Source organism: Psychrosphaera sp. F3M07 (assembly GCF_018860345.1).
Lineage (GTDB): Bacteria > Pseudomonadota > Gammaproteobacteria > Enterobacterales > Alteromonadaceae > Psychrosphaera > Psychrosphaera aquimarina.
Genome location: NZ_JAHKPJ010000002.1, coordinates 52,779 through 72,804, shown reverse-complemented (window position 1 = coordinate 72,804; position 20,026 = coordinate 52,779). Strand labels below are relative to the sequence as shown.

General features: G+C 38.5%; 18 protein-coding genes. 6 read left to right on the top strand and 12 right to left on the bottom strand.

Going from position 1 to position 20,026, the window contains the following annotated elements; all coding sequences use genetic code 11:
- Positions 1-193 precede the first annotated feature (193 nt).
- Together KO505_RS00630 and KO505_RS00625 are read right to left on the bottom strand one after the other, a co-directional pair.
- Positions 194-1,312, bottom strand: coding sequence for a PQQ-dependent sugar dehydrogenase (locus KO505_RS00630; protein ID WP_216053501.1), 1,119 nt, complete (start codon positions 1,310-1,312; stop codon positions 194-196).
- Between the two features lie 9 nt (positions 1,313-1,321).
- Positions 1,322-2,146, bottom strand: a complete 825-nt coding sequence (locus KO505_RS00625) for a DUF3025 domain-containing protein (protein WP_216053500.1) — start codon at positions 2,144-2,146, stop codon at positions 1,322-1,324.
- Between the two features lie 258 nt (positions 2,147-2,404).
- Here KO505_RS00625 and KO505_RS00620 point away from each other — a divergent pair, with 258 nt between their 5' ends.
- Positions 2,405-4,027 (top strand): M28 family metallopeptidase, encoded by a 1,623-nt coding sequence (locus KO505_RS00620; RefSeq protein ID WP_216053499.1) that lies wholly within the window; start codon positions 2,405-2,407, stop codon positions 4,025-4,027.
- Positions 4,028-4,209: 182 nt separating this feature from the next.
- The gene (locus KO505_RS00615) at positions 4,210-4,839 is read left to right on the top strand and encodes an ankyrin repeat domain-containing protein (RefSeq protein WP_216053498.1); all 630 of its coding nucleotides are present in this window, start codon (positions 4,210-4,212) and stop codon (positions 4,837-4,839) included.
- Positions 4,840-4,970: 131 nt separating this feature from the next.
- Here KO505_RS00615 and KO505_RS00610 read toward each other — a convergent pair whose 3' ends face one another.
- The 5 genes from KO505_RS00610 to KO505_RS00590 form a co-directional block, all read right to left on the bottom strand.
- On the bottom strand, positions 4,971-5,546 hold the full coding sequence (locus tag KO505_RS00610) for a YdeI family protein (RefSeq protein ID WP_216053497.1): 576 nt from the start codon (positions 5,544-5,546) through the stop codon (positions 4,971-4,973).
- Positions 5,547-5,702: 156 nt separating this feature from the next.
- The gene (locus KO505_RS00605; RefSeq protein ID WP_216053496.1) at positions 5,703-6,131 is read right to left on the bottom strand and encodes an ASCH domain-containing protein; all 429 of its coding nucleotides are present in this window, start codon (positions 6,129-6,131) and stop codon (positions 5,703-5,705) included.
- A gap of 6 nt (positions 6,132-6,137) precedes the next feature.
- Positions 6,138-6,713 (bottom strand): DUF6151 family protein, encoded by a 576-nt coding sequence (locus KO505_RS00600; protein ID WP_216053495.1) that lies wholly within the window; start codon positions 6,711-6,713, stop codon positions 6,138-6,140.
- Between the two features lie 316 nt (positions 6,714-7,029).
- Entirely contained in the window at positions 7,030-7,689 is a 660-nt protein-coding gene (locus KO505_RS00595) for a CoA transferase subunit B (protein WP_216053494.1), read from the bottom strand.
- 9 nt (positions 7,690-7,698) lie between these two features.
- Positions 7,699-8,397, bottom strand: a complete 699-nt coding sequence (locus KO505_RS00590; protein ID WP_216053493.1) for a CoA transferase subunit A — start codon at positions 8,395-8,397, stop codon at positions 7,699-7,701.
- A gap of 338 nt (positions 8,398-8,735) precedes the next feature.
- Between KO505_RS00590 and KO505_RS00585 the strand changes: the two genes are divergently transcribed.
- Entirely contained in the window at positions 8,736-9,518 is a 783-nt protein-coding gene (locus KO505_RS00585; protein WP_252731575.1) for a 3-hydroxybutyrate dehydrogenase, read from the top strand.
- Positions 9,519-9,739: 221 nt separating this feature from the next.
- Complete coding sequence (locus KO505_RS00580; RefSeq protein WP_216053492.1) at positions 9,740-10,747, top strand: serine hydrolase; 1,008 nt, start codon at positions 9,740-9,742, stop codon at positions 10,745-10,747.
- A 38-nt stretch (positions 10,748-10,785) separates the two neighbouring features.
- Here the strand turns inward: KO505_RS00580 and KO505_RS00575 are convergent, their stop codons facing one another.
- Together KO505_RS00575 and KO505_RS00570 are read right to left on the bottom strand one after the other, a co-directional pair.
- Positions 10,786-11,715 (bottom strand): alpha/beta hydrolase, encoded by a 930-nt coding sequence (locus tag KO505_RS00575; RefSeq protein ID WP_216053491.1) that lies wholly within the window; start codon positions 11,713-11,715, stop codon positions 10,786-10,788.
- A 3-nt stretch (positions 11,716-11,718) separates the two neighbouring features.
- Positions 11,719-12,924 carry a CynX/NimT family MFS transporter gene (locus KO505_RS00570; RefSeq protein WP_216053490.1) on the bottom strand — a complete coding sequence of 402 codons (1,206 nt, stop codon included), beginning with the start codon at positions 12,922-12,924 and terminating at the stop codon, positions 11,719-11,721.
- Between the two features lie 172 nt (positions 12,925-13,096).
- Here KO505_RS00570 and KO505_RS00565 point away from each other — a divergent pair, with 172 nt between their 5' ends.
- On the top strand, positions 13,097-16,594 hold the full coding sequence (locus KO505_RS00565) for a PAS domain-containing hybrid sensor histidine kinase/response regulator (protein ID WP_216053489.1): 3,498 nt from the start codon (positions 13,097-13,099) through the stop codon (positions 16,592-16,594).
- An 88-nt stretch (positions 16,595-16,682) separates the two neighbouring features.
- Here KO505_RS00565 and KO505_RS00560 read toward each other — a convergent pair whose 3' ends face one another.
- From KO505_RS00560 to KO505_RS00550, 3 genes are all read right to left on the bottom strand, one after another.
- Positions 16,683-17,024 carry a VF530 family DNA-binding protein gene (locus KO505_RS00560; protein ID WP_216053488.1) on the bottom strand — a complete coding sequence of 114 codons (342 nt, stop codon included), beginning with the start codon at positions 17,022-17,024 and terminating at the stop codon, positions 16,683-16,685.
- Positions 17,025-17,154: 130 nt separating this feature from the next.
- Positions 17,155-18,180, bottom strand: coding sequence for an ABC transporter permease (locus KO505_RS00555; RefSeq protein WP_216053487.1), 1,026 nt, complete (start codon positions 18,178-18,180; stop codon positions 17,155-17,157).
- On the bottom strand, positions 18,180-19,082 hold the full coding sequence (locus tag KO505_RS00550) for an ABC transporter ATP-binding protein (protein WP_216053486.1): 903 nt from the start codon (positions 19,080-19,082) through the stop codon (positions 18,180-18,182). The genes KO505_RS00555 and KO505_RS00550 overlap by 1 nt, the downstream gene beginning before the upstream one ends.
- 206 nt (positions 19,083-19,288) lie before the next feature.
- On the opposite strand from KO505_RS00550, the gene rsmE reads away from it, so the two are divergent.
- Entirely contained in the window at positions 19,289-20,020 is a 732-nt protein-coding gene (rsmE, locus tag KO505_RS00545; protein ID WP_216053485.1) for a 16S rRNA (uracil(1498)-N(3))-methyltransferase, read from the top strand.
- The last annotated feature ends 6 nt before the right edge of the window (positions 20,021-20,026 follow it).

Genomic DNA, 20,026 nt, shown 5'->3' with positions numbered 1-20,026 from the left:
GCTGTAAGCTGTAAGCTGTAAGCAAAAAAAGCTTGAATTGAGTTGATACTCTTTTCAAGTTTTTTTGTGTCTGGAGGTTCGGAAAAACCAGTTGCGAGAGGCTGATGTAACTCCACAAAAGTAAAAAGGATTTATTTAATTGTTTTTACTTAAAGCTTATAGCTTGTGGCGCAGCCATTCTTATAACTCACCACTATTTCGGTTCTAATTTTATTAACTTACCACTGTCCGTCAGTAGGTAAATATTGCCTTCATTATCCAACTCAATATCACGAAAACGTTCTTTTAATTCTTTTAAATACGTAGTTTCGCTCATTATTTGAACTTCACTTACGCCGTTTTTAATTACTGAATTAGTCAACTCTACCAACCGCAACTCTTGGAACTTTAATGCGGTATTTAATAGATGCCCATTTAATAGTGGGAAAGCGTTACCGTAATACACCACAATAGAAGACGGTGCTATTGATGGAGTCCAATTCACTAGAGGTTGTTCCATATGAGGTTTTGACCAGTATTTACTTATGATCTCACCTGAATAATCCACCCCATAGGTGATCTCTGGCCAACCGTAATTTAAGCTAGGTTTAATAATGTTTACTTCATCGCCGCCTTTAGGTCCATGTTCATTGGAAAATAGAATGTTCCGTTTAATGTCAAAAGCTAAGCCTTGTGGATTACGGTGACCATAAGTGTATATTTCTGGTTGAGCATCTTTTTGTTTTATAAATGGGTTATCACTTGGAATGGTTCCATCGTCATTTAAACGGATAAGTTTACCTAAATGACTGGTTAAGTCCTGAGCATGTTCTTTATAACTGTAACCATCACCCACACCAAACACTAAAGTATCATCAGGTAGAAATTCTATCCTGCCAGCAAAGTGATAACTGCTGCGTTTTAAAAAGGAAGGTTTGAATAATACTTCAACATTTGATAACACATTGTCTGTTAACTTGGCTCTAGCTAAATGAGTCCCATTTTGGCTATTTGTTCCTGCGGCATAGGTAAAATATAACATTTGGTTATTAGCAAAATCAGGATGGGCTTTTACATCTAACATGCCGCCCTGCCCGCCGTCGAGTACCTCAGGTATACCTAGAATTGGGTTTGATAACGACTCTCCATTCCAACGTCTTAGTTGCCCATTTCGTTCAGTAATGATCACATCACCATTGGGTAACATGGTCATGCCCCAAGGTTTATTAAGGCCCGTTACTTCTGTGGTTGTTTTAAACTCAAACGCTACTGCCGCGTTAAGATTAAATGTAGTAACAACAGCACTAAAAATTAACGATAACAATAGTTTCATATCCACTTCCTATTTATTTGGTTTAGGTCTGAAGTATTCTGTGTTGTTGTAAAAACGAAAATCTTCATTCGCGTCATACCAATTTGGCACGCCTAACAGTGGCAGTGGGTAAAGGTTACTATTGTCGTTAAGTACTCCACTATTAAGCGCAGCGGCTAGTTTTTGATCCACCAATCTATACTGAACATTAAGTGGTAATCCGGCAATCTCAGCACTGGCATCAATGACTAACCACTTACCTGTCAATCCCACATATGGTTTGGTTAACATTTCATAATTGGCGTGGCCAAACTGATAAACAGCCACCCCTTCCGCTGACGCTTGATGCCATAAGTGCCTTAATTCAACAAAAGCTTGTTGCCACTGATGCTGTTTTAATGCGGTTAACAAGGTTTGATTGCTTGTCACTAACACAACACCACATTCATCAAATAAGGTTAATGCGTTTCTTAAACTACTACGTTGCTGTGTACCAAATTGCTTGATGTCGTCGTAATGAAGTTGATTAATAGTAGCTTTGGTTTGTGGAAACATACACCAAGATAAAGCACCAAAGATATCATGCCATGACTTCTCTCGTGTAGGTACTTTGCCCGTTTCGTAAATGTATTCTTCGTAGGCAACGGCTGAGTAATCTTGCTCTGCAGACTGAGGCACAAATTGAATGATTTTATTATTTAAGTTTTTTAATTCGTCTGGCTGCAACGTTTGTAATGCTTCGGTACTTGGCCAACCTAGCCACTCGTCAAATGCGGTCATTGCATTGATATGGTCAAAACAACCTTGGTTAGCAAAACTGGTTGTCCATTCTGTGAAAGTTTCAAATTTTTTCATAAATTAACGTAAATGCATTACCTATCTAACTTTATTAACTAGAGGATACAGTAAACCGATAACCGTGAACAAAAAAGTTTTAACAAATAAATGAGCTTAGGGTCTATTTTGATCCAAAACAGATAGTTATACTCAAGTCAGTTTTGGATCTCCTTTTATCCAACTTATATCAAACAGTTGTTATTAAAAATCAATTAGTATCCAACATCTTTTATTTAAAACCTATGTAATTCAATGTATTTACAGGAACAGTCAAATATGAAAATAACAATAAAAAGCATGGCTCTTGCTGCCAGTGTTTTAGCTACATTTAATGCAACCGCGGAAGATAACTTTCAGCGAGCTTACGATTCAATCACAGCAGCAGATATTGCCAAACATGTTAAAGAAGTTGCCAGCGATCGTTACATGGGTCGTTCTCCTACAGGTCCTGGTGAAAAACTAACACTAGATTACCTAACCAAACAATTCACTTCATACGGTTTTAAACCGGGCAATGGCGACAGCTTTTTACAAGCCGTGGAGTTAGTTGAGATTGTTGGTAACGAAGATCAAGTACTGACCATTGGCGGTAAAGCTTATGAATATCGTAAAGATATGGTCACAGGCACTAGTCGTACTAGTGAATTTGAACAGTTAAAAAATTCAGAATTAGTCTTCGTGGGTTATGGTATTAACGCACCAGAATATAACTGGAACGATTATGCTGGTATCGACATGAAAGGCAAAACGGCCGTTATTCTTGTTAATGATCCTGGTTATGAGTCTGGCGATCCAGAGTTATTCCAAGGTACCACTATGACCTATTACGGTCGTTGGACATACAAATACGAAGAAGCTAGCCGTCAAGGTGCTGCAGGTGCCATAATTATTCATGAAACAGCGCCGGCTTCTTACCCATGGACGGTAGTTGAAAATAGCTGGACAGGTCCTCAATATGGTTTGTGGAAAGAAGACGGTAACAAAGGTCGAGTTGCAGTTGAAGGTTGGATACAACATGAAGTTGCAAAAGAGATCTTTGATAAAGCCGGTTTGAATTTTGATAAACTAAAAAAACAAGCCATGAAAAAACCAACATCGGTTGAATTAGGTGGGTTAACGGCTTCAGTTGATGTTAAATCAAAAGTGAAAAAGTCGACAAGCTATAATTTTATTGCGACTTTACCGGGTGACAAAGCGGCTGATGAACATATTATGTATACCGCGCATTGGGATCATTTAGGTGTGGATACAACTAAAAAAGGTGACCAAATTTATAATGGTGCACACGACAATGCGACAGGTATTGGGGGCATCTTAGAAATTGGCCAAGCCTATGCGGAGTTAAAACAACCTCTATCACGTTCAGTGACTATTTTGGCTGTTACTGCGGAAGAGCAAGGGTTATTAGGTTCTCGTTATTATGCAGAAAATCCAGTATTACCCCTTAATAAAACGGTTGCTGTTATCAATATGGATAGCTTAAATGTGTTAGGAAAAGTTAAAGATATCAGCGTTACTGGATTAGGTAAGTCAGAAATGGATGACTATTTAACCACCGCAGCCACTAAGCAAAACAGAAGTGTTACGAAAGGAAAAAATCCGTCAGCAGGATATTACTATCGTTCAGATCATTTCAACTTTGCCAAAGTAGGTGTGCCAGCATTATACGCTGGTGGCGGTAATGATCCTTTAGATGAAGAAACAGCAAAATACCGTAAAAAAATGAATCTTATCGTTCGTGGTTGTTATCACCAGCCTTGTGATAAATATCGCTCAAGCTGGGACTTAACGGGCGCACAGCAAGACGTTCAGTTATTCTTTGAAGTTGGATATACAATAGCAAACAGTCAAGACTGGCCAAACTGGTCTAAAACGTCTGAGTTTAAACGTCAGAAATAAATAAATCTCTCGATTTAATAGTTAAACAGGCTCTGCAACGCAGGGCCTTTTTTTTGCTTCAAAACCAACTGCGCTCACAACCTAAAATAACTTCGCCGGTTAACTTTCTAATAACGTCAAACTTTTTTACAGCTCACCTCGACTCTACTAAACAGCACTTAAATAATAGTAAGGATTTAAAAATGAATATTTTTTCTGATCAGTCACCCGTTGTTAACAAAGGTAGCAAAGTAACAGCAATGAAATTTAAAGTAATCGCAATGTCTAGTGTCTGCCTTTTAGCCTCCAGCATTTGTTTTGCTAATATTCTGGATAACAAAACCAATGATGAAATCACTCACATTTTATCTAAAGGTAATCTAATTGAAATCGAACATATATTTGATAACGGGATGGACATAAACCATAAAATTATTGGCGAAGGTACACCTCTGATTATCGCAGTGAAAAACAACAATAAACCATTAGTGGAATATTTATTAGACCGTGGGGCTGATGTAAATGGTGAATGTATTCAAGATGGCAACCCACTTATTACAGCCGCATTAACCAATAATCTGGAAATGGTTAACTATTTGTACCAACAAGGCGCTCAACTAGATGCCATAGTCGTGCATGATGAAACGGCGCTCATTAGTGCTTCACGGGCAGGACACTTCAACGTCGTGAAGTTTTTAGTAGACCAAGGGGCAGATATTAATTTATCAGTTGTCGCTGAAACCGTTCGAGGGAAAGAATTAAGAAGTCCCCTCAATGGTGCTAAAACAGCAAAGATACGTGAGTTTTTAATTGCCAACGGAGCGGTAAATTAAGTCGTTACATTTACAATATTCAGCAATATATTAAAAACCCAATTAACAATGTTAATTGGGTTTATTTTCTTTAAATACCTCGTATGCTTTTGGGCGACGGACGAGTTGATATCCTTAATAACCAAACATGATTAAACTGGCTTTTGTTGGTTCAGCATCATGTCCATATACTTAACAAACCGTCGCTCTCTGGTTTCCGCTTTTTTAGCGCTTGATAAAGCATATGAGATGGTTTGATAGCTCGATTTGTTTAAACTTTCAAAAAACTGTTTTGCCTCGGGTTTTTCTTCTAGCGCCTTAATAAAGTCATCAGGCACTTGCATTTCACTGACAGCGTAAGCCTTGTCCCAACGTCCATCCGCTTGTGCTGCATGCACATGAACCAGACCAGTCGCCATCATCTTACCTTCTGCAATCAAACGTTCCACATGTTGTCTATTGCGTTTTGACCACACGCTGCGAGCTTTCCTCGGGGTTATCCGTTGCAGGTAAGCTTGTTCGTTTAATGACTTCTTAATGCCATCAATCCAGCCCCAACATAAAGACTCAATGACAACATCATCCCAATTCACACTAACAATACCAGAACCTTTCTTAAATATTTTCACCCATAACTCACTTTCTGTGGCGTGATTAAGTTCAAGCCACTGAGCAAACGCGGTTGCGGTTTCAAATGACATAATACGGTCTGGATGGGCTTCAGGCATTTAATGCGCACCTTGGTTATTGGTTATTGGTTATTGGTTATTGGTTATTGAAATATATTGTTAACCGTCATTTACTCAATGCTCATTGACTAATAAAACATGATAAACGACAACCATTTATAAAAATTAATCTGGTGTAAAAACCACCTTAAAGACCTAACACACAATCGGCATATCTTCCCGGGGGGTATAACAGGTGTTTTCAAGTTCCCTATGGTAATAAGACCAATGAACTTGCTTCCAATACTCTAGTGTCTTGTCGCCTTCACCTTCTAGAGCGGCATATTCTTCCGTGATTTCATTAAAGGGCACGATAGAAACTTTTGTTGTTTCGATAATACATTGCGCCTCACCATTCCAGTTGGTGATTATGTTAAGGTCACCAACGTTTGGCAATATTACATCGTTAACATGGAACCACCATAAGGATGGCGATGTCGCTTTTTTAATATTTTGCAAAACTAGCTTTGCACACTCATTGGCGTCTATTTCATTATCACAAAAAAACCAACTAGTTAATGTCTTTGCCTCAACATTCAATGTATTAAAATAATCTTCAGTTATCTTTTTAACCGATGGATGCATAATAAACTAAGGTAAAACGTTAGCTTTAGTTACGGGAACTTTTTTATTAAAAAACGGAGAAGGTCTGTTTTTGTGGGTAAACATTCCTTTTAACATAAAAGCGATTATCTTGGGCATATAGGAAAGCGGAAATCGAGCGTGGGCATCTTTTGGCATCTCACCAATTGAATATTTACCAAATGCTTTCATTGTTATTGGCCCCAATAGTTCCAATTTTTCCTGTTCATTATCAAATTTCATTAGTTCTACTGATACACCAACAAAAGGCACGGTTGATGAGTTCATTGTGTTCGCTAATGGCATATTACAACAGGCGGTATGCCACCGAAATAAACCTTTTTCATTTAATTGAACACAAGCAATTTTGTCTTGCCCTTGTGTAATTTTCATATAAGCGGGATAGGTTTGAACTAATTCAGTTGCTCCATGTTGATCAAGAATTTGCTCTTTATTGTTTAAAAGTGCCGCAAAACTCTGGCAGTCGCAACAAAGACACTGCACATGAAAAAATGAACCAGGTACTATTTTAAGCTGACCTTTTACGGCTTTGCACGAACACTCTAATGGAACTATGTTTGACATAATAAATACCTACAAAAATTGTCACTGACGTGTTTGTATTTCATTTCCATCAACGCTGTCAATACAAGTTATTTTATTTGCTCAATTGGCATCTTGATGTGTTAAAAAACAACTACACAAATCTACGGACTCGCCTTATTTAACGATAAATTACAGCTCAAATGCATTTTTAGCAACTCGCCTATTATTAACTACAACTTAATTTGGCTCGTGACGTCAATGCGTAAACTCGATCTCTATTTAACACGCATAAAAAAAGGGATCTGATACAGATCCCTAAAGTCATATCACCACAATATGATAAAGCATTTAAACACTAAGCAAATTGCATTTCTGGTATATCACCATCCACTCTTAATTTACCTGCTGTTTTAGATATAATTTCTTCAACCGAAACGCCCGGCGCACGTTCTTTTAACACAAACTCGCCGTTTTCAATTTCCATATAAGCTAAGTCAGTAATAACTTTAGTAATACAGTTAACGCCTGTTAGCGGCAACGTACACTCTGGCAATATTTTAGACTCGCCATGTTTATTGGCATGCATCATAGTAACTATGATGTTGTCTGCCCCAGCAACTAAATCCATAGCGCCGCCCATGCCTTTTACTAACTTGCCTGGGATCATATAACTGGCAATATTTCCGTTTTGGTCAACTTCAAACGCACCTAATACCGTTACATCAACATGGCCGCCACGGATCATGGCAAAGCTTTCCGCTGAGCTAAAAATAGCTGCACCTGTTGCTGCAGTTACGGTTTCTTTACCTGCGTTGATCATGTCAGCATCTACATTCGCTTTAGTTGGGTAAGGCCCCATGCCTAATAAACCGTTTTCTGACTGCAACATCACTTCTATGTCAGCAGGCACATAGTTAGCGGCTAAAGTTGGAATGCCTATGCCTAAATTTACGTAATCACCGTCGTTGAATTCTTGTGCCACACGTTGGGCTATTTGTTCTCTAGATAAACTCATGTGTCACTCCTAATCGCTTGTGGTTACTTTTTCGATACGTTTTTCAAAAGACCCTAAGATAATACGATCTACATAAATCCCCGGAGTTTGAATTTCAGTTGGCGACAACTCACCCGGTTCAACAATTTCTTCCACTTCCACAACAGTGATCTTGCCTGCCGTAGCGGCCATAGGATTAAAGTTTTGTGCAGTATGACGGTAAACACAATTACCGTAACGGTCAGCTTTCCAAGCTTTAACAATGGCAAATTCACCAGTAATGCTTTCTTCTAAAATGTAATGACGACCATTAAATTCGCGGCTTTCTTTGCCCTCACCTACGGGTGTGCCGTAACCCGTTGCTGTATAAAATGCAGGAATACCGGCACCACCAGCACGCATTTTCTCGGCCAAGGTACCTTGAGGCGTTAATTCAACTTCTAATTCACCATCCAGTAATTGCTTTTCAAACAGTGCGTTTTCACCAACATAAGAAGACACCATTTTTTTGATCTGCTTGTCTTCTAATAAAATGCCTAAACCAAAACCATCTATGCCACAGTTATTAGATACAACTGTTAAGCCTTTGGTGCCTTTGTTTTTAATCTCGGCTATTAACCCTTCAGGGATGCCACATAAACCAAATCCACCCGCGATGACTGTCATGTTATCTTCCAGTCCCGCCATGGCTTCTTGGTAGCTATTCACTACTTTGTCAAAACCCGACATAAATTAACCCCTCTGTATTTTTAACTTTTTATTTTTATACTTATTATCTTAATAGTGTCATGGTGGCATAACATTGATTTATACACCCTACATGACGTCAACAATTGTTGTTTTTATAAACTGTGTTCAGTAAACCCTACTTGACAGTTTGTTTGTTGATTTGTGTTTTAAAGTTTAGTTTAACTTGTTGGCATAACCTACTGTTTTTACGTGCTACTTTAGACCACCTGTGGTGATCAAATAACGACTTTGCGTATTGACCTAAGGTAGTAATTAAAACCATTTGTATAACCGATATACTCTTAACATCATAAAAGTAATGTCAAATTAGGTTCATAATGTTAAAAAATAAAAATGCACTGATCACCGGATCCACCAGCGGTATTGGATTGGCAGCAGCTCATGTATTGGCTAAACAAGGCATAAATTTAGTTTTACATGGTTTAATGTCTGAATCAGAAGGCGAAACGTTAGCCAAACAATTTGCCGATGATTACGGGATCAACACTTTATTTGATGGTGCTAACTTAAGTGATCCAGAAGAGATCACCACCATGATTGAAAGAGTCAGTAATCAAATGGGCGGCATCGATATTTTAGTCAATAATGCCGGTATTCAACATACTGAATCGGTGGATAAGTTTCCGGTGGATAAATGGAATGCCATCATAGCCATTAACTTGTCATCCGCATTTCACACCATTCAACAAACACTTCCTCATATGCAGCAAAATAACTGGGGAAGGATCATCAATATCGCCTCTGTGCATGGATTAGTCGGCTCGGTGAATAAATCCGCTTATGTGGCCGCTAAACATGGCATTGTAGGATTAACCAAAGTAGTTGCTCTTGAGAATGCTAATAACGGCATTACCGCCAACTCTATTTGTCCTGGTTGGGTAGAAACCCCTTTAATCAATAAACAAATAGAAGATATAGCTCAGGCCAAAAACATAGATATGGCACAAGCGAAACATGAATTAATCACAGCTAAACAGCCTAAAGCGCAAATGGCACAAACCAATCATATTGGTGAATTAATATTGTTTTTATGTAGTGATGCAGCGTCATCAATTACCGGCTCTGCCTTACCAATCGACGGCGCTTGGACGGCACAATAACAATTATTTATCATTATCTTACTCTTTACCTGCTCTAAACTTCCTCCCCTTTTAGAGCAGGACACATCAATAGTTAAAATTTTTTGTCACCTTTCCTCATTCCTTGGTCACTTATAAATCATACAAGGTAAAACATGAATTATTAAAATGGTTTGTTATCATAAAAATAAACCATAAAAGAGAATCATAAATTGAATAATAAATTCCGAGGTTACATTAGGATGGCATTACTTTTTGGCACCATAATTTCTCTGGCATTTGTACCTTGGCTCTTGGTAAAAGCTTGGTTATTACCATTGCCAAATACAATTCAAGCGCAAGTTACTGAGGCTGTTGATTTAGGTTTGGATGGCATAATTGTTTACGTGGAAACAAAAGGCAAGCCGCCTGAGTTTTATTCAGCCGGATGGTTTGACAGAGCTGACAAAATATCCGCAGACCCTCATGCTTTATTTAAGATAGGCAGTATTAATAAATTATATTCTGCCGCGGCCATTGCCAAGTTAGTCAATAATAATCAACTATCTTTAGATAAAACCCTTGCCGATTACTTTCCTGAGCTTGCAACTCGCATTGAAAATGCAGACAAAATTACTTTAAAAATGATGGTGCAACACAGAAGTGGTATTCCTAATTACACTGACACGCCAAACTATTGGACTTACCCCACAGGAAGTTACCAAGAAACTCTTGATCTGATATTAGACAAACCAGCTAGTTTTAAACCTAATAGCGACTACGAATACTCAAATACCAACTATTTACTCATTGCCAAGCTGATTGAAAAAACAACTGGCAAAGAAAGGTTTCAATACATTAAAGATGAAATATTAACGCCTCTTAATCTAGTCAACACTTATGGTTCACTTAATGATGTGAATATTGAAACGGTAATGGGGGGATATCATGTAGGTGTTGAGGACGATATAAAGTCATCTAATTATGGAGGTATGATCGCAACAGCAGAAGATGTAGGTATATTTTTGCGTGCCTTAAATGATGGTTCATTGTTTAAAGACGGTGGGCAGGAAATATATAGTTCAATTTATAAGTATGAACATGGCGGTTGGATTCCTGGCTATCAAAGCCATGCCAAATATTATAAAGAGACTGATACAGTTGTCATTCAATTTAACAATACAACAGACTCCGAACTCTACTATTGGAATTTATCGGAAATTATCTTCAACCGTATTGCTAAAATATTAAACGATAACGAACACAAATAAAAAGTTGTTTTCGACACGTTGAGCTAAAATTTTAAATTTTAGCTATTAATAAACGCACCAATTTTTTCAAACAATAACGCACATTCATCAGGCACTAAATCCTCTAAATTCATAAACGCATGCACCATGCCTTCAAACTCATAATGTTGTGACGACACACCAAGCTCAATCAATCGGTTATGGTAGGCAATCCCCTCATCTCGCAGAGGATCACAGCTAGTGGTGAGCACTAACGTTTTAGGTGCATTATTATCTAATGGGCCAAATACTGGTGATACTGTTTTTCTGCTTTCACCTTGGTGAAAGTAGTTTTCAAAATACCACTGTACACGTGCCTTAGTTAACAAATAACCATCACCGTTTTCAATGAAGGACGGAAAGCTAAATGAGTAATCCACACTTGGGTATATCAAAACTTGTTTATCAATAGTTAAGTCCGCGCCTTGAGCTTTACGCATGACAAGACTGGTACATATCGCTCCACCAGCACTATCACCGCCTACCATGATTTGATTGTTAAAGGCGACGTCGGTTAATAACGTTTGATAATGACGCAGAACCAGTTCCGCATCATCTAGTCCGGCCGGATAAGGATGTTCTGGTGCCAAACGATACTCAACACTAATGACTACACAATTAGCCGCTAGCGCAATTTTACGACACATAGGATCATACATTTGTGTATCACCACACATATGACCGCCACCATGAAAATAAAGCAATACAGGTAAACGTTCATCCGGTGCAGGACTATAAATCCGCACAGGAATATTATGTGATTTAATGATTAACTCAGAATTTTGCATAAACGCAATATCTGGCGATTTTGTTACAAATGCGGATAATTTGGCTAAGTTAGTCCGTGCCAATTCAGGTGTAGATACGACACCATCTTTAATGGCTTGTTCCGCCGCTTGATTAAGCTGACCAATAAATTCTTCTAAATGAGGGGCTAAGGTTCCGCGCATAAATTATTCCTCTACCGATTGCGACTTTTTATTGGTTTCTGCCAAGAAAAAACTACCAATAAAGAATGTGCTACTGATGATACTGATCAAGATAAATGCATAGGTAAAATCGCCATTTGATAAATCAACTAACTTACCAAACACCCACAACACCACAGTTGCAAATAAGTAACTAATAGACCAAAACAAACTAAAAACTACAGTGATTTTTTGACTGGTCATTTTTGGCATTTCGTGTGGAATGGTAACCAATGCCGTGATTGGAAAGAAGATGAAGAAACCTAGCACAATGGCACATAACGTTTGGATCATTGGATTGACACTAAATGATAATCCTAAAACAGTAATAAGCTGCACTAAACCAGACCATCTAATAATAGGTATCCGTTGTTTAATTTTTTTACTGTAAATCATGCCTGCAATAGTACCAACAATACCAAAACCGATAACCCACTTACTGGCAACAATTCCGGCTTTTGGATAAAAGGTAAATAAACAAATATAAAAAGCCAACAAACCTGAATACGTTAATGCATACACCCAATTAAAGCGGTCTTTTAAACCATCTGCATAGCTGTAATCTGCTTCTGGCACAGTATTTTGAGGATCTGGCGATGTGGCAGTTGCAGCACTGCTCGTTGTTTCATTGTTATCCCACTTAACAAACAACCATGCTAACGCTAATAATAAACTGATGCCTGAAAACACTAATAATGAATTTTGCCAACCGCCCGTAACAATATTAATGCCTGTCATTGACCATAAAATGACAGCGGTGCCTATATTAAATGCTACGGCATTTAAACCATTTATGGTTGAACGCTCTTCCGTTGGAAACCACTGCATTACTATAGGATTAAAATATACAATCATTAATGCACCGCCTAATCCCATCAAAAAGCGACTCACAAGTAATACATCATAACTGCCTGCAATGGGCGTAAGTACACCAACACACACTAAAATACAGGACATTAAAAATGCGTTTTTTATTCCCATTTTTATGGCTATCCATGCAGCTAAGAACGTGCCTATGATCTTAGCTATGGTAACCGCACCACTGATAAAACTTGCCGATGCTAGACTACTGACATGCAACTCTGCCATGATTTGATCCATGCTTGCGGTTCCACCAACCCAAGCCATGGCGAATAAAACATAGCTAAAGAAAACAATGCCCTCGACTAAGTATTTATTACTGATTTTCATATATGCTAACTTCCAATAGGGTTAATCACCGATTAGGCAGACTAACTTAGCCTTGATAAAAAATAACTACTACCTTAGTTCACTATGGCGTAATTATCGGTGTGTTAACCTCCTGTCTACGTTAGTATTATTTTACGTTTTTTTTAGTCCAATCATTTTTAAGGTCTTTGTTTTGTTAATTTGGCTTTCTTTAGACACTTGGCTTATTACATTTTTATCTATTGGTTATTTGGTTTTACTATTTTTAGTAGCGTATTGGGGTCAAAAGGCTAGCAATAAAAAGTGGGCAAGCAACCCTTGGGTGTATAGTTTGTCGTTAGGGGTTAGTTGTACCTCTTGGGCGTTTTACGGGATCATTGGTCAAGCGAGCAGCTCTGGTTTGTGGTTAGCACCTATCTATGTTGGCACTATAGCTTGTTTTGTATTGGCATGGCCGCTGCTGTTAAAAATGTTACGTGTCACCAAACAACAAAACTTAACCTCCATTGCTGACTTTATTGCCAGCCGCTATGAACGTGCACCCATGATTGCCGGTGTGGTGTCATTAATTGCGTTACTGGGAACGATTCCTTATATATCTTTGCAGTTACGGGCAATCAGTCAGAGCTTTGATCTCGTTACTGGCAGTTACCAGTCAGGTATCAGCACCACCTTTGTAGTGACAATCGTATTAGTGGTATTCAGTATCTTGTTTGGTGCTCGTAACGTGGCCATTAATAATCAAAACCAAGGGTTAGTTTTTGCTATTGCCTTTAGTTCTATTGTTAAATTATTTGCCATCACCTTGGTGGGATTGTTTACCACTTATTATTTATTTGACGGTTTTACTGACTTACTTAACCAACAAATACCGCAACAAGAAGCGCTTCAGTCGCAACTAGACGCTACCCAAACCGCTTACTTTACCGTATCCCAAATATTATTGGGTATGGTGACCATATTCATCACCCCACAGCTTTATCACATGATGTTTATTGAAAATAACAACGAATCAGAGCTGAAAAAAGCACGATGGTTATACCCTGTGTATTTGTTATTAATTAACTTATTTGTACTGCCTATCGCCATTGCCGGACAAGTCACATTTCCAGGCGGCAGTGTTAATGCCGATACTTATATACTGACATTACCTTTATATCACCAACAAGAATGGCTAAGTATTTTAGTGTATATAGGCGGCTTAGCAGCAGCCACCAGTATGGTAATTGTGGCCGCAATTGTACTCAGTACCATGTTAACCACCGACATCATCACCCCCAGTTTGGTTAAATTTAAAATATTTAACTTGGCGCAAAAAACTCAACTGTCGCGTTTATTACTTACCTTTAGGCGCGCAGCGATTGCTTTGGTGTTATTACTGTCGTTTTTGTTTGAACGTTTTGTGTCTCAACAGAGTCATTTAGCCACTTTAGGGTTATTGGCTTTTGTCTTATTAGCGCAAGTTTCCCCTGCTGTAATCGGTGCCTTATATTGGCGTAAAGCCAGCTCTATCGCGGCATTGTCAGGGTTAATTGTGGGTGGTTTATTATGGGTCTATACCTTATTTATTCCTATGGTGTTTCCTGACTCAGCATTGGTTAATCATGGCATGTTTAATTTAGCTTGGTTAAAGCCCACTAGTTTATTTGGTTTTAGCTATTTGGATGATGTTACCCATGGCGTGATAGTGAGTTTGTTGGTCAATACATTGGTTTTTATTGTGGTGTCTTTGTATTCATCTCGCAGTATTGGTGAAAAACTGCAGGCCGAATTGTTTATGAAAAAACATCAAGGCCAGTTTAGTTATCAATTAACCATCCAAGACTTATTCAATTTATTGCATCGTTTTGTTAATCACGATGCTGCCACCGAACTGATTGAACGCAGTGGAGTTCACAGGAACCGAAACCAATTAGCACCGCAGTATTTAATTGATTACAGCCAAAAGCAGTTATCCAGTGTTTTAGGAAGTGCATCAACTCGCTTAGTAATGAAAGCAGCCACAAGCTCGGATGATGATGTTAATCCAATGTCTTTAGAACAAGTGGCCAACATAGTTGATGAGGCCAGTGAGCTATTTCAATTTAACCGTGAGCTATTGCAAGCTGGTGTGGAGAACATTGAACAAGGCATGAGTATTATTGACGCAGACATGCGTCTAGTGGCTTGGAACAAACGTTATATAGAGTTGTTGGGTTACCCTGCAAACTTTTTACAAGCCGGGAAACATATATCAGAGTTACTAAAATATAATGTGCAACGCGGGATTATTAATGGCAATGACGCCGATGAACTTATTAATAAACGCATTGAACATATGCGTTCTGGCAACAGTCATTATTATCAACGTATATTACCTAACGGCGTCGTATTGGAGATAAGAGGCCAAGCTATGCCCGGCGGTGGTTTTGTTAGTACCTTTACCGACATCACCAAACATATAGCCGCAGAAAAAGCGCTACAACAGGCCAATGAAACCCTTGAGATGCGCGTAATTGAACGCACAAAAGAACTTGATCATGCAATGGCAGAAGCGGAAGCGGCCAATAAAAGTAAAACTCGATTTTTAGCCGCGGCCAGTCACGACTTAATGCAACCGTTTAACGCCCTAGCCTTATTTACAGATATGTTAAAACAACAAGTCAAAGACACGCCGAGTGAGCAACTTGCCGATCATATCCAAAACTCATTAAACGTGGTTGAAGTATTATTGTCAGACTTGGTAGAAATATCAAAATTAGACAGTAGCGGTCAACAACCTGAATTAAGCCCGTTTAATATTAACGATGTATTAGAACCGCTCAGCCATGAAATAGCTATATTAGCCAATCAGCAACAGATAACCTTTAGTTATGTTCATTCGTCTTGTTGGGTGAATACGGATAAACGTTTAATTCGACGGGTTATTCAAAACTTATTAGCCAACGCTATTCATTACAGTCCCCTAGGTAATGAACAAACCGGCTCGACAAGTGACGAAACAAAAGCCAAAGTACTTTTAGGGGTTCGTCACCACAATAACGCCATAAGAATAGAAGTTTGGGATAACGGTCCTGGTATCCCACTTGAAAAACAAACCTTGATATTCCAAGAGTTTGAACGATTAGAAAGCAACCGAGATAAACCTGGATTAGGGTTAGGGTTAGCAATTTCTGATCGTATAGTGAAGTTACTTAATTTATCTATGGGCATTAAATCTACTCTCAACAAAGGCTCGGTGTTTTATGTGGATATTCCAAGAGTAGTTAAAAAACAAAACCACGAGCATGACTTAAAACTCGCTGCACAAAACAACCAAAACTCAGATTTAAGTGGGTTATCGGTACTATTAATTGATAATGATGAATTAATGTTAACGGCTCTCACCAAACAGCTACAAGGCTGGGGGTGTGAGGTCACGGCGGTTTCTGGACAGCAAGGTTGGCAACAGCATCAAGTGGCGCATAACAACACGGCCCCCTTTACACCTCAATTAGTGATTGCCGATTATCATTTGGATAATGGCGACAATGGTGTGGACTTAGTACTTGAATTGTTTAAGGACAACCTATGGTCAGCCCCATGTATTGTTTGTTCTGCGGATCCATCAGAGCAGTTAAGACAACATTGCAGTGATGCTCAGTTTAGTTTTATTAGAAAACCAGTGAAAGCATTGGCGTTAAAACACTTGATCAAACAAGTATTGTCTTAATGCTTTGAGTCTATTGATAAGCGATTGTTTGAGAAGTGGTTATAACATTTTTTTGAAAGCGACATAAAAGCTAAGTTGTGTACTCAACTTAGCTTTTATTGTCATTTGATAATGCGTTTAAGCTTTGGGCCCACGGGTTTATGCTTTCAGGTTGGCTCTGAGATCCGTCTTCAGAATGGCTTTGAGAATCGTTCTCGGTCTGGCTGTCTGTTTGTTCTGCTAACATGGACAGGTAAATCGCTTCAACTTTATCTCTAGCCCACTGAGTTTTTCGTAAAAACTTTAAACTCGACTTAATACTAGGGTCGAACATAAAACAACGTACTTCCACTTGTTCAGCTAAATATTCCCAGCCATACACGTCAACGAGTTCTGTTAACAAGTTTTGTAGCGTGATGCCATGTAATGGGTTATTAATTTGTTTACTCAATGCTAGCTCCGATAACCGTTGGTTTATCAGCCCAAATAACTGGGGCTGATAAAGACGGCATATGGTACTTGATTTTCACAATTAATTTTAACTTTTATAGCCAAATACTTAATTTAAAGGTGAGGCTTTATTAACGGCCATCACCATCCCAGCGGAACATTAAAGTACCTAAACCTAAAAATACGCCCGTCATGACCAACATAACTAAGATATGTTCACGTAAGTCGTACAGGTTTGCTCCTTCCGTCATAATAGAACGTGCCCCTTCGACTAAATGCGTGAGCGGTAACCAGTAGGCCATTTGTTGAATAAATTCTGGGCTGCCCTCTAACGAGAACCATACTCCAGAAAATATCATCATAGGCCAAGACGCCATATTTAATAAGCCACCTGTTAACTCTTCACTTTGACTTCTGGCAGCGATAATCAAACCTAACGATATAAGTGACATCGCCCCCAATATGGCAATAATAAATAAATCAAAATAACTGCCTAACATGTAAAAATCGAAGATCAGATCACAACCAATAAAGATCACCGACGACAAACACATAACGATGAATAAGCGGGAAACGATTTGCGCCGTTAAAAATTCAAACGCGCTTACTGGCGTGGCATTTAAGCGTTTTAATACCATTGATTTACGGTATCGAACAATAACGTAACCCACACCAAATAAACAACTGAACATCATATTCATGCCCAAAATACCCGGTAATACCCAATCTATATAACGTATTTGTTTACCGGTAACGGTTTGTTTTACCCATTCTTTTTTAGCAATGTCATTTTGTTCTGACAATAATAAACGTTCGGCCATATAACCATTAGGTGACGTATCGTTGATCCAATAAAGACCCAAACGATAATCCACTAACAAGTCCAACTTATGTTGTCTTATCTTACCTAACGCCAGCTCTGTATCTTGATAATCAACAAATTCGATGTATTTAGTTTGTAAAAATGTTGCCTCTTTATCAGGTGTATTTAACACCCCAACTTTATACATGTCTTTGCCATCGCCACTAAATACGATGGCAAAACCAACTAATAATAAAACGGGGAAAACGATGCTCCAACCTAACGATGCACGGTCACGAAAAAACTCTAAATTTCTGGCTTTTAAGATGGCATAAAAACGTTTAAAAAATAACATTATGCTTGTTCCTTTTGTTCGCTTTCAGACAACTGATGCCCTGTTAACTTAATAAACAAATCGTCCAAATTAGCCGATTTCACTTGTAATCCCTCTAACGAGATCTTTTTAGCTAATAAATCTGAAATCACTTTCTCTACGTCTTCCGCATCGATATCAACATGATTCTCACCAAATAAACGACCGTATTGTTCTGGATTGTCATCTTTTAAGTTCTCAATTGGCAGTCGAATAATGGCACCGGAAAAGTGGCTAGACAACAGACCTTGAGGTGAGTCGTGCGCAATAATTTTGCCTTTATCCATGATGACGATGTCATCACACAAATATTCGGCTTCATCCATATAATGCGTGGTTAACACGACCGTTTTACCTTGCTGTTTTACTTTATTGATCAAATCCCAAAAGTTACGTCTGGCATGTGGGTCAAGTCCGGTTGTGGGTTCATCAAGGAATAGAATTTTAGGATCATTAATAAGAGCTAAAGCCAGTAATAATCTTTGTTTTTGACCACCAGAGAGCTTTTTGTGATCTCGGTCGGCTATTTCATGCAAATCACAAAGGTCCATCAAGGTTTGTTTTTCAGTCACTCTCGGATAAAAGGCAGAAAACATGTCGATGGTTTCTTCCACCGTTAAATAATCTTGTAAAGCCGTGTGCTGAAATTGAATGCCTATTTCTCGTAACGTTTTTTTATTAATTAACTCACCAAAAAAGTGAATCTCACCAGAACTCGCTTTAACTAACCCTTCCATCATTTCTATGGTCGTGGTTTTGCCTGCTCCGTTTGGCCCTAATAAGCCAAAACAAGTACCTTGTTTTACTGAAAACGAAATACCATCTACAGCCGTTAATTCTTTGTATTGTTTTGTTAATTTTTCTACGTTTATAACAACTGACATCTCAGCTCCGACTTATAACCTGTTGGTTAAACTCTATTTATTAACAAAGACAATAACGCCAAGATTAATTGAACTCAACTAATACCTAAAGAATGACTCTGATCAAACAATAATTCAAAAAACATTAGCTTAGTTAAAGTTGTGATATAAAGATTTTCAATAGCTTGATATGATCAGGTTAACGTCTAAACACTTGAAAATTTTGTATGCGAACTTCTCGAATTTATCACTCAAGCGCCCTCTCTGTTAACACCAGAGTTAATTTAGAACCCGAAGCGGCTAATCATGTTGGTCGTGTATTACGCATGCAAATGGGCCAATCGATCGTATTGTTTAATGGTGATGGCAATGATTATGATGCTGAAATTACAGAAGTGACCAAAAAAAATGTGGTGGTAAATGTTGTATCACAACATCCGGTCACTAATGAATCCCCACTAAAAGTACATTTAGCCCAAGGTATTTCCCGTGGCGATAAAATGGATTTTACTATACAAAAGTCGGTTGAATTAGGGATTACGGATATCACACCTATATTCACTGAACGTTGTGGGGTAAAGCTATCCGGCGAGCGTTTAGATAAAAAACATGGTCAGTGGCAAAAAATTGCGATTGCAGCTTGTGAACAAAGTGGCCGAGCCACTATTCCAACCATTCACAAACCAATACAGATAACTGAGTTTTTAACGCAACAATCTGATCAGTTAAAGTTGAATTTACACCCAAGAGCCTCCACTACTGTAAAAGGTCTGGTTATTCCTGATTCTGGCGTTCGATTTATTATTGGCCCAGAAGGTGGATTAAATGACCACGAAATAGAACAGGCTGTGTCAGCGGGTTATCAAGAGATATTATTAGGCCCACGAATTTTACGAACAGAAACCGCCGCATTAACGCTATTATCTGCGTTGCAATTACAATTTGGCGACTTAGCATAACTCTAA

Bases quoted from the DNA above. Each gene is read 5' to 3' on its own strand.
- KO505_RS00630 (WP_216053501.1), bottom strand. From the start codon at position 1,312: ATGAAACTATTGTTATCGTTAATTTTTAGTGCTGTTGTTACTACATTT.
- KO505_RS00625 (WP_216053500.1), bottom strand. From the start codon at position 2,146: ATGAAAAAATTTGAAACTTTCACAGAATGGACAACCAGTTTTGCTAAC.
- KO505_RS00620 (WP_216053499.1), top strand. From the start codon at position 2,405: ATGAAAATAACAATAAAAAGCATGGCTCTTGCTGCCAGTGTTTTAGCT.
- KO505_RS00615 (WP_216053498.1), top strand. From the start codon at position 4,210: ATGAATATTTTTTCTGATCAGTCACCCGTTGTTAACAAAGGTAGCAAA.
- KO505_RS00610 (WP_216053497.1), bottom strand. From the start codon at position 5,546: ATGCCTGAAGCCCATCCAGACCGTATTATGTCATTTGAAACCGCAACC.
- KO505_RS00605 (WP_216053496.1), bottom strand. From the start codon at position 6,131: ATGCATCCATCGGTTAAAAAGATAACTGAAGATTATTTTAATACATTG.
- KO505_RS00600 (WP_216053495.1), bottom strand. From the start codon at position 6,713: ATGTCAAACATAGTTCCATTAGAGTGTTCGTGCAAAGCCGTAAAAGGT.
- KO505_RS00595 (WP_216053494.1), bottom strand. From the start codon at position 7,689: ATGAGTTTATCTAGAGAACAAATAGCCCAACGTGTGGCACAAGAATTC.
- KO505_RS00590 (WP_216053493.1), bottom strand. From the start codon at position 8,397: ATGTCGGGTTTTGACAAAGTAGTGAATAGCTACCAAGAAGCCATGGCG.
- KO505_RS00585 (WP_252731575.1), top strand. From the start codon at position 8,736: ATGTTAAAAAATAAAAATGCACTGATCACCGGATCCACCAGCGGTATT.
- KO505_RS00580 (WP_216053492.1), top strand. From the start codon at position 9,740: ATGGCATTACTTTTTGGCACCATAATTTCTCTGGCATTTGTACCTTGG.
- KO505_RS00575 (WP_216053491.1), bottom strand. From the start codon at position 11,715: ATGCGCGGAACCTTAGCCCCTCATTTAGAAGAATTTATTGGTCAGCTT.
- KO505_RS00570 (WP_216053490.1), bottom strand. From the start codon at position 12,924: ATGAAAATCAGTAATAAATACTTAGTCGAGGGCATTGTTTTCTTTAGC.
- KO505_RS00555 (WP_216053487.1), bottom strand. From the start codon at position 18,180: ATGTTATTTTTTAAACGTTTTTATGCCATCTTAAAAGCCAGAAATTTA.
- KO505_RS00550 (WP_216053486.1), bottom strand. From the start codon at position 19,082: ATGTCAGTTGTTATAAACGTAGAAAAATTAACAAAACAATACAAAGAA.
- rsmE (WP_216053485.1), top strand. From the start codon at position 19,289: ATGCGAACTTCTCGAATTTATCACTCAAGCGCCCTCTCTGTTAACACC.